At 74.1% G+C, this 12,338-nt stretch carries 12 protein-coding genes; 10 read left to right on the top strand and 2 right to left on the bottom strand.

Annotated elements, in window-relative coordinates; genetic code table 11:
• Nucleotides 1-29 precede the first annotated feature (29 nt).
• The 4 genes from BLV24_RS17950 (at nucleotide 30) to BLV24_RS17935 (ending at nucleotide 2,875) form a co-directional block, all read left to right on the top strand.
• Nucleotides 30-947: a LysR family transcriptional regulator gene (locus tag BLV24_RS17950; RefSeq protein WP_092684384.1), complete on the top strand. Its 918-nt coding sequence runs from the start codon at nucleotides 30-32 to the stop codon at nucleotides 945-947.
• An 86-nt stretch (nucleotides 948-1,033) separates the two neighbouring features.
• A complete protein-coding gene (locus tag BLV24_RS17945) occupies nucleotides 1,034-1,495 on the top strand; it encodes an SRPBCC family protein (protein WP_176954812.1) in 462 nt (153 codons plus the stop codon).
• Nucleotides 1,488-1,901: an ArsR/SmtB family transcription factor gene (locus tag BLV24_RS17940; RefSeq protein ID WP_092684380.1), complete on the top strand. Its 414-nt coding sequence runs from the start codon at nucleotides 1,488-1,490 to the stop codon at nucleotides 1,899-1,901. Before BLV24_RS17945 ends, BLV24_RS17940 begins: the two co-directional genes overlap by 8 nt.
• 305 nt (nucleotides 1,902-2,206) lie before the next feature.
• Nucleotides 2,207-2,875, top strand: coding sequence for a GcrA family cell cycle regulator (locus tag BLV24_RS17935; RefSeq protein ID WP_092684576.1), 669 nt, complete (start codon nucleotides 2,207-2,209; stop codon nucleotides 2,873-2,875).
• A 124-nt stretch (nucleotides 2,876-2,999) separates the two neighbouring features.
• Here BLV24_RS17935 and BLV24_RS17930 read toward each other — a convergent pair whose 3' ends face one another.
• Together BLV24_RS17930 and BLV24_RS17925 are read right to left on the bottom strand one after the other, a co-directional pair.
• Complete coding sequence (locus tag BLV24_RS17930) at nucleotides 3,000-3,719, bottom strand: phosphate signaling complex PhoU family protein (RefSeq protein ID WP_176954811.1); 720 nt, start codon at nucleotides 3,717-3,719, stop codon at nucleotides 3,000-3,002.
• Between the two features lie 247 nt (nucleotides 3,720-3,966).
• Nucleotides 3,967-5,343, bottom strand: a complete 1,377-nt coding sequence (locus BLV24_RS17925; RefSeq protein ID WP_143040353.1) for an ATP-binding protein — start codon at nucleotides 5,341-5,343, stop codon at nucleotides 3,967-3,969.
• A gap of 231 nt (nucleotides 5,344-5,574) precedes the next feature.
• Between BLV24_RS17925 and BLV24_RS17920 the strand changes: the two genes are divergently transcribed.
• The 6 genes from BLV24_RS17920 (at nucleotide 5,575) to metK (ending at nucleotide 12,298) form a co-directional block, all read left to right on the top strand.
• Nucleotides 5,575-6,084: a DUF1178 family protein gene (locus tag BLV24_RS17920; RefSeq protein WP_092684375.1), complete on the top strand. Its 510-nt coding sequence runs from the start codon at nucleotides 5,575-5,577 to the stop codon at nucleotides 6,082-6,084.
• A gap of 210 nt (nucleotides 6,085-6,294) precedes the next feature.
• Nucleotides 6,295-7,332, top strand: coding sequence for a PhoH family protein (locus BLV24_RS17915; protein WP_092684373.1), 1,038 nt, complete (start codon nucleotides 6,295-6,297; stop codon nucleotides 7,330-7,332).
• Nucleotides 7,313-8,041, top strand: a complete 729-nt coding sequence (ybeY, locus tag BLV24_RS17910) for an rRNA maturation RNase YbeY (protein ID WP_342708002.1) — start codon at nucleotides 7,313-7,315, stop codon at nucleotides 8,039-8,041. The genes BLV24_RS17915 and ybeY overlap by 20 nt, the downstream gene beginning before the upstream one ends.
• Nucleotides 8,031-9,044 (top strand): hemolysin family protein, encoded by a 1,014-nt coding sequence (locus BLV24_RS17905; RefSeq protein ID WP_245710650.1) that lies wholly within the window; start codon nucleotides 8,031-8,033, stop codon nucleotides 9,042-9,044. Before ybeY ends, BLV24_RS17905 begins: the two co-directional genes overlap by 11 nt.
• A 259-nt stretch (nucleotides 9,045-9,303) precedes the next feature.
• Complete coding sequence (gene lnt / locus BLV24_RS17900) at nucleotides 9,304-10,899, top strand: apolipoprotein N-acyltransferase (RefSeq protein ID WP_092684369.1); 1,596 nt, start codon at nucleotides 9,304-9,306, stop codon at nucleotides 10,897-10,899.
• 232 nt (nucleotides 10,900-11,131) lie between these two features.
• Nucleotides 11,132-12,298: a methionine adenosyltransferase gene (metK, locus tag BLV24_RS17895; RefSeq protein WP_092684367.1), complete on the top strand. Its 1,167-nt coding sequence runs from the start codon at nucleotides 11,132-11,134 to the stop codon at nucleotides 12,296-12,298.
• The last annotated feature ends 40 nt before the right edge of the window (nucleotides 12,299-12,338 follow it).

Here is a 12,338-nt window from a genome sequence, read left to right as displayed (position 1 = left end):
GCCCGGAATCGGATGGAAGATATGCGCGAATGAATGGCCCCGACGGCCCCGACGGCCTCGACTGGTCCGACCTCCAGGCCCTGCTGGCGGTGGCGCGGGCGGGCTCCTTCTCCGCCGCCGCGCGCGAAGGAGGGGCCAGCCAGCCCACGCTCACCCGCCGCATCGCCGGGCTGGAGGCGCGGCTGGGCGCCGTGCTGATGGAGCGGGGCGCCGCCGGCATCCGCCTGACCGACGCGGGCCGCGAGGCGATGGCCCGCGCCGAGGCGATGGAGGACGCCGCCGCCCGCCTCTCCCTCTCCGCCGCGCGGCGGGGCCGGGGGCGGGGGGTGACGGGGGTGGTGCGCATCACCGCCTCGCGCATCGTGACCACCTATCTCCTGCCGCCGCTGATCGCGGACCTGCTCGACGCCGAACCGGGGCTGGAGATCGAGCTGGTGGCCTCCGACCAGACCTCCAACCTGCTGCGGCGCGAGGCCGACATCGCCCTGCGCATGTATCGCCCCACGCAGGCGGATCTGGTGGCCCGCAAGGTCGGGATGCTGGCCATCGGGCTCTACGCCGCGCCCGCCTATCTCGACCGTCACGGCACGCCGGAGACGCCCGAGGACCTCTCGCGCCATCGCCTGCTGGGCTATGACCGCTCCGACCTGGTGCGGCGGGGGTTCGCCGCCGCGGGCCTGCCCCAGCCGCGCGAGGCGTTCCGGCTGCGGTCCGACGACCAGGTCGCCTATTGGGAGGCGGTGGCGGCCGGGGCGGGGATCGGAGGCGGGCAGGTGGCGGTGGCCGCGCGCGACGCTCGGGTGCGCCGGGTGCTGCCTCAGGCGCCGATCCCGCCGCTGGAGCTGTGGATCGCCGCGCACGCGGAGCTGCGGGCCTCGGCCAGGGTGCGACGGGTGTTCGATCATCTGGTCGAGGGGCTCGGGCGGGTCGTGGCGGCGACGGGCTGAATGCGCAACATTTGAGTTGCATAAGTGCGGATCCATGCGCAAGCTGCATGCAACGTTTCAGTTGCCCATCGCGGACGGAGCACGCCATGCAGGACATCATCGAACGCAGCCTGGAGCTTCCCCACCCGCCGTCCCGCGTCTGGCGGGCGCTGACCGATCCCGCCCGCTTCGGCGCCTGGTTCGGCGTGGCGATGGAGGGGCCCTTCGCCCTCGGCCAGCCCGTCGTCGGCCGCTTCACGATCCCCGGCCATGAGCATGTCCGTTTCGCCTGCGAGGTGGTGGAATGGATCCCGGAGACGGTCTTCGCCTGGCGCTGGAGCCCGCTGGACCCGGAGAAGGGCGCCGACCCGCTTTCGGGTCCCTGCACCCTGGTCCGTTTCGAGATCGCGCCGACCGCCGCCGGCGCCCGCCTGACCGTGGTCGAGAGCGGCTTCGCCGCCCTTCCCGTCAATCGCGCGCAGGAGGCGCTGCGGAGCAATACGCGCGGCTGGGACTTCCAGTTCGGCAATATCGAGCGGTTCCTCGCGGGCGAATCGGCCGATGTCTGAGCCCTCCCGCCCTGCCGCCGCCAGGAGCACCGCCGCCATGATCTTCGCGGCGCTGGGCCATCCGGCCCGGCTGGCCCTGTTCGAGGGGCTGGCCGACGGCCGCCCCCGCTCGATCAAGGAGCTGACCTGGGATCTGGCCAGCGATCCGCTGATCGCGCCCGACGGGCTGACCCGTCAGGGCGTGACCCGGCATCTCGCGGCGCTGGAGGGGGCGGGGCTGGTGGAGGCGCGGCGCGCGGGCCGCGAACGCCGTTTCGCCCTGCGCCGGCAGGGGGCGGCGGAGGCGCAGGTCTTTCTGCGCCGGGTCGAGACGCAGTGGGACGCGGCCCTGCAACGGCTCGCCGCGCAACTGGACGCGGACGTGGAGTCGGTGGCGGAGGCGGGGGCGGAGGCGGAGGAGGAGTAGCCGCACCCGCCCCCCTGTCCCGCCCCCCTGTCCCGCCCCCCTGTCCCGCCCACGCCGCCCGCGCGCGTCGCCGGATTCCGCGGCGCGAATGCCTCTGCCCCGCGGTCATTCCGCCGTCGCGCCCTTGCGCGACGGGGCGGCGCTTGCCACCTGAGCCCCTCTGACTAGAATAGGCGCTGAAAGTTTGGGGCGCCGCCGCAGCGCGGCGCCGGGGATGCGCGGCGGGCGGAGACGTCCGGCGCGCGCCCCTTTTTGTTTCGGCGACCTTCCGGGCCTGGTCCGGAAGCGGAGCGATGGAGATGGCCATGTCCTGGACGGACGAGCGGGTCGAGCTGCTCAAGAGCATGTGGAGCGAGGGCAAGAGCGCGAGCCAGATCGCCAAGGCGCTGGGCGGGGTCACCCGCAACGCCGTGATCGGCAAGGTGCATCGTCTTGGCCTGTCCAACCGCACCGCCGCGCCCAAGCCCGCGGGCAAGGACATGCCGGAGGATGCGGTCGCGGCCTCGCCGCCGCCCTCTCCCGCGCCCGCCCCGGCGCCCGCGGCCGCCGCGCCGCGCCCGGCGGCGCCGGAGCCCGCCGCCGCCCCGACGCCGGCCCCCGCCGCGCCCGCCGCCCGCGCGCCCGAACCCGCGCCCAGCGCGCCCGAGCCCGCCGCCGCCCCGGCCCCCGTGGCGGAACGGCCGGTCGCGCGCGTCGCGCCGGTGATCCCGCCCAACGGCCCGCAGCCGCCCGCGGTCTCCGAAGTCTCCGAGGAGGCCCGCCGCAACCTCGAGGAAGTCGAGAAGCGGGCCCGCCGGCTCAACCTGCTCCAGCTCACCGAGCGGACCTGCAAATGGCCGATCGGCGATCCGGCGACGGATGACTTCTTCTTCTGCGGCCTGCCCTCGATCGGCGGGAAGCCCTATTGCGAGACCCATGTCTCGGTCGCCTTCCAGCCGATGAGCGCCCGCCGGGACCGCGCCCGCAGCCGCTGAGCGCCGCGCCCCCGGAGCAAAGAACAGCCCGCGAAGAACAACCCGCCGCCGCGCCCGTCATGGGCGCGGCGGTTCGCGTTTCGGGGAAGGGCGTCGGGGAGAAAGGGGGCGGGAAGGGGGCGGGTCAGTCCGCGTCCGGCTCGGGAAAGGGCGGGGCCTCGTCGATCTCGCGCCCCGACTGCATCCACCAGGACGCGGCGGCGATGCGGCGGGCCTGGTCGCCGATCCGCTCCAGATCCTTGGCGAGGAACAGGCGCTGGGCGAAGCGGGCCACGTCCTGCGGACGCTCGGCCATGCCGGCCACCAGACTGTCCAGCAGCGACGAGAAATGCGCGTCCAGCGCCGCGTCGCGCCGCCAGACCGCCCGCGCCCGGGCGGCGTCGCGGGCCTGATGCGCCGACAGCGCCATGGAGAGCTGCGACAGCGCCCGCCCTCCGAAGCGGCGCAGCGCGAGGTCGGGATCGTCGGGCCCGGCGCTGGCGGAGGCCGCGGCCCCGCGCCCGTCCGCGCAGGCCCCGGCGCGGCGGAGTTCGGCCCCGCGCGCGGCGATGTTGGCGGCCAGCTCTCCGGTCCGCTCCAGCGCCGGGATCATCCGCAGGGCGGCCAGCACCAGCCGCAGATCCGCCGCCATCGGTTGCCGCAGCGCCAGCACGAACGCCGCCGAGGCGGTGGCCGAGCGGGCGAAGCCGGTGAGCCGGGCGCGACGCGCGGCGGCGTCCTCGGCCAGCGCGGGATCGCCGGTCTCCATCGCGCGCAGGGCGAGGTCGGTCAGCTCCTCCGCCTGACCGCCGAGACGCAGGGTCAGCGCGACGATGCCGGTCAGATCCTCGTCGAAGGCCGACACGGTGTGACGCCGCCCGGCCGGGGTTCCGGGGGCGGCGTGGGATGACGCGCCGGGGGGCGGCGGGGGAGGGGAACGCTCGAACATGCTGGCGGACACGAGATGGCGAGAGGGCGGGATTTCGCGAACCCGCAGGTTAGTCCGCCTCTGTTGCAGTCTTGTGTCGCCTCTGGGGCGTTTTCACGGATCTGCGCGCATCCGGAGGGCGCGGCGCGCGAAAAACCCCGCGCGCCGCGCCGCGGCGGCCGGATCAGGCGCCCGTGGCGTGACTCGGCGCCGGGACGCCGGCGTCGGGGCCGGGGGCGTCGTCCTCGGCCGCCGGCGCGCCGGCGCGCTCCACCGGCAGCCAGAGGGTGAAGCTGGAGCCCTCGCCCGGCGTGCTTTCGATCGACAGCTCGCCGCGATGGCGCGACAGGATGTGCTTGACGATGGCCAGCCCCAGCCCGGTGCCGCCCTGGCTGCGGCTGCGCTTGACCGAGACCCGGTAGAAGCGTTCGGTCAGCCGGGGGATATGCTCGGCGGGCACGCCTTCGCCATGGTCGCGGACGCGCAGGCCGACCATGCCCGGATGGTCCGGCGTGGCGGGGGCGCGGCTCAGCTCCACCGGCCCGTCGCCGCCGTATTTCAGCCCGTTCTCCAGCAGGTTGCCGATGGCCTGGATCAGCTGGTCGCGGTCGCCGCGCACCCTCGGGCCGCGGGCGGGAAGGTCCGTGGTGATGGCCGTGCCGCGCTCCTCCGCCATGGGAGCGAGGCTTTCGGCGGTTTCGTGGGCGATCTCGCCGAGATCCACGAGGTCGGTGGGCGCGACATGCTCGTTCAGCTCGATGCGGTTGAGCGACAGCAGGTCGTCGACCAGCCGCTGCATCCGCTCCGCCTGCGCCTGCATGATGCCGAGGAACCGCTCCCGCGCCGCCTCGTCGTCGCGGGCGGGGCCCTGGAGGGTCTCGATGAAGCCCTTGATGGAGCTGAGCGGGGTGCGGAGTTCGTGGCTGGCATTGGCGATGAAGTCGGTGCGCATGCGGGCGTGGCGCATGTCCTGGGTGCGGTCCTGGAACAGGCACAGCACCCGCCGCCCGCCCGGCTGCGCGCCGGCGCCGGCGCCGCCGCCGTCCACATGCGCCGACAGCACCCGGCTGCGGTCCCCGTGCAGGGTGAAGTCGAAGCTGGAGGGGGCGGCGCCGGCCAGCGACTCGGACAGGGCGTCGAGCAGGTCGGGGGCGCGGAAGGACATCGAGTAGTGCTCGCCCTCGCGCAGCCGTTCGAACAGGGCGCGGGCGGCGAGGTTGGCGTAGATCACCATGCCGTGCCCGTTGATCATCAGCAGCGCCATCGGCAGGCGGTCCAGCGCGGCGCGGCCCAGGCCGGGTTCCATCAGCGGGTAGGGGGCGGCGCCGTCCTCGGCCCGCCCGGTCCGCCCGGCCTGGGCGGCGGGGCGGTCGGCGGCGATCACCACGGCCCGGCGCACGGCGGCGGCGTTGGGCAGGCCGAAAGCGGCGACGAGCGCGGTCAGCAGGCCGGCGGCGACCTGCCCCTCCTGGCCCCATCCGGCGGACTGGGCGAGCAGCGCCGCCCCGATGCCCGCGGCGGCGGTCCCGAGGCGCCCGCCCCGCTGCGTCCAGAGTTCCATGACCGCGACCATCCTTTCCGCCTGCGTCCCGCAATGGCGCGGGTTAGCACGCCATGTCCCCGACGCGAAGCGGCTTCGGCTTCGCGAAACGGTCATATCGCGATGCGACTTTGCCTTCGCCGTCCGGTCACATATGTATCGCGCGCGGCCCGGCAGGGGATCGGGCCCGCGAATCGCCCTGCGCCCGGGTCCGGACCCCCGCGCCGGGCAGCCGCCGAGGGACGCCCGGACATGATCCGCTACACGCTGCGCTGCGCAGACGGCCACGATTTCGAAAGCTGGTTCCAGTCGGCCGAGACCTATGACCGCCTGAAAACCGTCGGGGGGCTGAGCTGCGCCGTCTGCGGATCGCCGGAGGTCGAGAAGGCGCTGATGGCGCCGCGGGTGACGTCGTCGCGCCGCAAGGCCGCCGCTGCCGTCGAAGCGCCCGCGGAACCCGCCGCGGAGGCGCCGCGCCCGCTCGCCGACGCGCCCGCCCCCGCCCCGGCGGAGGACCGCGCCACGCTGCTGTCTGCCCCCGGCTCGCCGCTGGAGGCCGCGATGCGCGCCCTGCGCGAGAAGGTCGAGGCCACGGCCGAGAATGTCGGCCACGACTTCCCCCGCCTGGCGCGGGAGATGCACGAGGGCGAGACCGAGGACCGCCCGATCTACGGCGAGGCCACCCGCGAGGAGGCCCGCGAGCTGATCGAGGACGGCATTCCCGTCGCACCGCTGCCCTGGAGCGGCCGCAAGGGCAACTGATCCGACCCGCGCCGACCCGCCGCGCCGGCGTCATGATACCGTCACGACGCGCCCCCGGATTTCGACTTGCCCACGGCCCCGCCATGGGCCACGCTGAACCCACGTCCGGCGCTGATCGGGCGCGGCGCGCATCCAGATGGAGAGCCCTTGGCGCAGTTTGTTCTGTCCGCCGAATCCGGCCGTCGGACCCCGTCCGACGACGACCCCGCAATGCCCGGCGCGTCCTCCGAGACGCTGCTGGATTTCCCTGACAACTCGCTGCTGGCCCCGCTCTGCGGCGCTTTCGACCGGCATCTCGCCCAGGTCGAACAGGCGCTGACGGTGCAGATCCTGCGACGGGGCAACGTGCTCGCCATCCATGGCGAGGCCGGCGCCCGGACGCTGGCGGCCGAGGCGCTCAGCGCGCTTTACCTGAGGCTCGAACAGGGCCGGCCGGTGGAGCCGGGCGACGTCGACGCCGCCCTGCGCTTCGGGGCCGAGAGCCCGCCGGACCCGGCCGCCGCGCCCGGCCCGCCGCGGGAGAACCAGCTCGAGATGTTCGCCGGCGGCAAGCTGGAGATCCGCACCCGCAAGAAGACCGTGGAGCCGCGCACCGCGGCCCAGCGCGACTATGTGCGCGCGCTGTTCGACCGCGAGCTGGTCTTCGGCGTCGGCCCCGCGGGCACCGGCAAGACCTATCTCGCGGTCGCGGTCGGCGTGTCGATGTGGCTGGAGGGCCGGGTGGACCGGATCATCCTGTCGCGTCCGGCGGTGGAGGCGGGCGAGCGGCTCGGCTTCCTGCCCGGCGACATGAAGGAGAAGATCGACCCCTACATGCAGCCGCTCTACGATTCGCTCAACGACCTGCTGCCGCCCGGCCAGGTGCAGAAGGCGATGCTGGACAAGAAGATCGAGATCGCGCCGCTGGCCTTCATGCGCGGGCGCACGCTGTCCAACGCCTTCATCGTGCTGGACGAGGCGCAGAACGCCACCGAGATGCAGATGAAGATGTTCCTCACCCGGTTGGGCGAGGGGTCGCGCATGTCGATCAACGGGGATCTCAGCCAGGTGGATCTGCCGCGCGGCGTGCGCTCGGGGCTGGATCAGGCGGTGCGGCTGCTGGCGGATGTGAAGGGCGTGGGCATGACCCGGTTCAAGGCCGCGGACGTGGTGCGTCACCCGATGGTGCAGAGGATCATCGAGGCCTATGACGCCGAATACGGCGACGAGGGCCGACGGGAGGGGATCGATGGCCGACCCGGCCGCTGACGCGCCCGCCGCCCCGGATGCGGCGATGGATGCGGTGACGGAGGCGGGCGACCGGCCTCCGTCCCTTCCCGCCATCGCCATCGAACTGGCGGTGGAGGACGAACGCTGGGCCGAGGCGCTGGGCGGCGACGGCGGGCTGGAGGCGCTGGCCGCCGAGGCCGCGGCGCTGGCGCTGGTCGCGGCCGGGGTCGCGGCGGAGGGTCGCTCGATCAGCGTGCTGTTCGCCGATGACGACACGGTCGCCCGCCTGAACGAAAGCTTCCGGGGCAAGGCCGCGCCCACCAACGTGCTGTCCTGGCCCGCCCATGAATTGCGGGCCGAGGCGGAGGGCCGCGCCGATGGCGCGCGCCCCTCCGCCCCGCCCCCGCCCGAGACCGACGGCCCCTGGGGCGGCGAGCCCGACAGCCTCGGCGACGTGGCGCTGGCCTGGGAGACGGTGGCGGCGGAGGCGGAGGCGCAGGGGATCGCGCTGGCCGATCACGTGCGGCACCTCGGCCTGCACGGAGTCCTTCATCTTCTGGGTTACGATCACGAGCGCGACGGCGACGCCCGCCTGATGGAGGGCCTGGAGAGCGAGGCTCTGCTTGCCGCGGGGCGCGCGGACCCTTATCTCGCGCAGTCCATGCCGGCGGACGAGACGCCGGGGAAGATCCCGAAAAAGGCCCGGCCCCGCGCCGGCGCCAAGAAGGCAAGGAGCGATGGACGCTGATCGAAGTTCGGTCGACCCCGCGAGGGTCGGGCCGTCGGACATGTCGCGCGATGAGGACGGGGCGCAAGGCCGCGACTCGGGCGCGGGGCTCTCCGAAGAAGGCGGGTCCTCCCCGTCGCTGATCTCCCGCCTGTTCGGCCGCCGAGGCGCCGCCGACGAGGATGAGGAGGACGCGGCCCCCGCCTCCCCCAGCGCCGGCGAACGGGCCATGCTGGTCAATGTGCGCCGCCTGCGCGAGCTGCGGGTGATCGACGTCATGGTCCCCCGCGCCGATATCGAGGCGGTGGACCTCGCGACCGGGCTCGACGACCTGGTCGCCGCCTTCCGCCACACCCGCCATACGCGGCTGCCGGTCTATCGCGACACGCTGGACGACCCGCTGGGCTTCATCCACCTCAAGGACCTGGCGCTGCGCTTCGGCTTCAACGGCAACGGGCATGAGCCGCTGGACCTGCGTCCGCTGGTGCGGCCGATGCTGTATGTGCCGCCCTCGATGCCGATCGAGGGGCTTTTGCAGAAGATGCAGGGCGGGCGCATGCACATGGCGCTGGTCATCGACGAATACGGCGGCGTCGACGGGCTGGTGACCATCGAGGACGTGCTGGAGCAGATCGTCGGCGATATCGAGGACGAGCACGACGTCGCCGACGCCTTCGCCTGGCGCAAGGAGACCGACGGCGTCTACATCTGCGCCGCGCGGCTGGAGATCCCGGAATTCGAGGAGGAGGCCGGCGTCGACCTGCTCTCGGACGAGCTGGACGAGGACGTGGACACGCTGGGCGGGCTGGTCTTCATGCTGGCCGACCGGGTGCCCGAGCGGGGCGAGGTGATCCTGCATCCCGACGGCCACGAATTTGAGGTGCTCGACGCCGATCCGCGGCGCATCAAGCGGCTGCGGGTGCGCCTGAAACGCGGCGACGCGTCGGGGTCGGAGGAGGCCGGCGAGGCCTCGGGGTCCGGCGCCGGAAGCGACGCGGCGTCGGAGGCGCGGGCGGCCGAATGAGGCGGGCGGCGGCGCCCGGTTTCCGGACCGCGCCGGAGGCCGGGGCGCCCGCTCCGCGGGTCTCCCCCGCCCTTTCTCCGCCTCTCCCCTCTCCCCCGGCGGCGGGGGAGGGGGGCGCGCCATACGTCCCCGCGCCTGCGCGCGGGGTCTCCCGGCGGGACGCGCGCGCCGTCCCTTCTCCTCCATCCCCTTCTCCTCCATCCCCCTCTCCCCCATCCCCCTCTCCCCCATCCCCCTCTCCCCCATCCCGGAACCGCCGATGAGCCGACGCCCGCCTCTTTCCGAGCCTGAACGCGCCGCGCGGTCGGAACGTCGCCGCAGGCTCTGGGCCGCGGGGGCGTGCGGCGTGGGGCTGACGCTTGCGCAGGCGCCGGTCTTCGCCTGGCCGCTGGTCTTCGTCGCGGTCCCGGCGCTGGTCGTGCTGATCTTCGGACGGGCGGAGCGGCGGGAGGCCTTCGGGCTCGGCTGGGCGGCGGGGACGGGCTATTTCCTCACCGGGCTCTACTGGGTGGCCGAGGCGTTCCTGGTCGATATCGTCCGCCACGGCTGGATGGCGCCCTTCGCCATCGCCGGGCTGGGCGCCGGGCTGGGATTGTTCTGGGGCGCCGCCGCCTGGGTCGCCCGGCGGACGGGCGGGCGGGGGATCTCGGCGCCGGTCGCCTTCGCCGCGGCGCTGACCCTGGCGGAGTTCGCGCGCGCGCATGCGCTGACCGGCTTCCCCTGGGGGCTGACCGCCTACGCCTTCGCCGACAGTCCCGTGGCCCAGACCGCGGCGCTGTTCGGGCCGCACATGCTGGGCTTTCTGACGGTGCTGCTCGCGGGGCTGCCCGCCGTCGCCTGGCTGGCCTGGCCCGCGCCCCGTCCGCCCCTGCGCGCGGCGCTGGCCTGGGCCTGCGTGCCGGCGGCCGCCCTCTCCGCCGCCTGGGTCTGGGGGGCGGAGCGGCGCTCGGCCCCCGACGCCCCCGCCCCCGACGCCCTGCAGGTGCGGCTGGTCCAGCCCAACGCCGCCCAGCGCGCCAAATGGGACCCGGAGGAGATCCCGCGCATCTTCGCCCGGCTGCGCGCCCTGTCGGCCCCCGCCGAGGGCGAGCCCGCGCCCGACGTGGTGATCTGGCCCGAGACCGCCGTCCCCTGGCTGCTGGAGCGCGAGCCCGAGGCCCGCGCCCTGATCGCCGAAAGCGCGGGGGGCGCCCCGGTCCTTCTCGGCGCCCGGCGGATCGTCGACGGGCCGGACGGGCGTCCGGGCTGGCGCAACGCGCTGCTGGCGCTGGACGCGCAGGGCGGGATCGCGTCGGCCTATGACAAGCGCCACCTGGTGCCCTTCGGCGAATACATGCCCCTGCATGACTGGATGGCGGGGATCGGGCTGGGCCCGCTGGTGGGGGAGAACGGCGGCTTCGCGCCCGGCGCCGGCGACCCGGTGCTGCGCATCGAGGGCCTGCCGCCCTTCGCCGCCCAGATCTGCTACGAGACCATCTTCCCCCACGAGATGCCCGGGCCCGGCCCCGACCAGCGCCCCGACTGGATCGTGCAGGTGACCAACGACGCGTGGTTCGGCGCGTCGTCGGGGCCCTGGCAGCACTTCCACCAGGCGCGGATGCGGGCGATCGAGCAGGGGCTGCCGCTGGTGCGCGCGGCCAATACCGGCGTCTCGGCGGTGATCGACGCCCGCGGCCGGGTGGTGGAGCGGCTGGGGCTGAACGCGGCCGGCGCCCTTCAGGCCGCCCTGCCGCCGCCGCTGCCGCCGACGCCCTACGCGCGCAGCGGCGACCTGCCGTGGATGGCGGCGCCGCTGCTGGCGCTGCTGGCCGCGGCCGGCGCGGCGCGGGCGGGCCGTCGGCGCCGCGCCGGCTGAGCCGGGGACGCCGCCGGGCGGCCGCCGCCGGGCGGTCTGATCCGGGCCGGGGCCGCCTTTTCCGGAGGGTGCGCGGGGGGGGCGCGCGCGCCATGCCGCGCTGCGGCGCGACCGATCCGCCCGCGCCTGCCCTTCGCTTGACCCCATCCCCATGGACTGCTTAGTCAAGGGCCTGAACGCGGTTGCAACCTTTCCGCGCGCGTTTGCGCGGAATCCCTCGAAGGAGCGTCACTTGGCTCGAGACAGCTATCTTTTCACCTCGGAATCCGTTTCTGAAGGCCACCCGGACAAGGTCTGCGACCGCATCTCCGATGCCGTCCTGGACGCCTTCCTCGCCGCGGACCCTGTCTCCCGAGTGGCCTGCGAGACCTTCGCGACCACCGACCGCGTGGTGATCGGCGGCGAGGTCCGCGGCCCCGGCGACGTGATCCGCGCCGTCGAGGAGATCGCCCGCGACTGCGTGAAGGACATCGGCTATGAGCAGGACGGCTTCCACTGGGCCAACCTGAAGGTCGACAACTACCTGCACGCCCAGTCCGCCGACATCGCCCAGGGCGTCGACGCCGCCGGCGCCAAGGACGAGGGCGCGGGCGACCAGGGGATCATGTTCGGCTACGCCTCGGACGAGACCGAGGCCCTGATGCCGGCCCCGATCCACTACGCCCACCTGATGCTCAAGAAGCTGGCCGAGGTCCGCAAGTCGGGCGAGCATGGCTGGCTGGGTCCGGACGCCAAGTCCCAGCTCACCGTGCGCTACGTCAATGGCCAGCCGGTGGGGATCACCTCCATCGTGCTGTCGACCCAGCATCTCGACGCCTCGCTGACCTCGGCGATGGTGCGCGAGCGGGTGGAGCCGCTGATCCTCGGCGTGCTGCCCGAGGGCTGGGTGAGCCCGGAGACGGTGTGGCACGTGAACCCGACCGGCAAGTTCGTCATCGGCGGGCCGGACGGCGACGCCGGGCTGACCGGGCGCAAGATCATCGTGGACACCTATGGCGGCGCGGCTCCGCATGGCGGCGGCGCGTTCTCGGGCAAGGACCCGACCAAGGTGGACCGCTCGGCCGCCTATGCGGCGCGCTACCTCGCCAAGAACGTGGTGGCGGCGGGGCTGGCGAAGAAATGCGTGATCCAGCTGAGCTACGCCATCGGCGTCAGCCAGCCGCTGTCGATCTACGCCGACACGTTCGGCACCGGCCAGGTCGCCGAGGAGAAGATCGAGGCCGCGCTGGCCGAGGTCATGGATCTCAGCCCCCGCGGCATCCGCACCAAGCTGGAGCTGAACAAGCCGGTCTACCAGCGCACCGCCGCCTACGGGCATTTCGGCCGGGCGCCGGACGCGGATGGCGGCTTCTCCTGGGAAAAGACCGACCTGACCGACGCGCTGAAGGCGGCCGTCTGACGGCGCGCGCGCCCGGCCTCGCGCCGGGACCCTGACGAGA

The organism is Albimonas donghaensis (assembly GCF_900106695.1).
In the GTDB taxonomy this organism is placed as follows: domain Bacteria; phylum Pseudomonadota; class Alphaproteobacteria; order Rhodobacterales; family Rhodobacteraceae; genus Albimonas; species Albimonas donghaensis.
The sequence above is the reverse complement of the archived record's forward strand: the minus strand, read 5'-3'. Positions and strand labels throughout refer to the sequence as shown.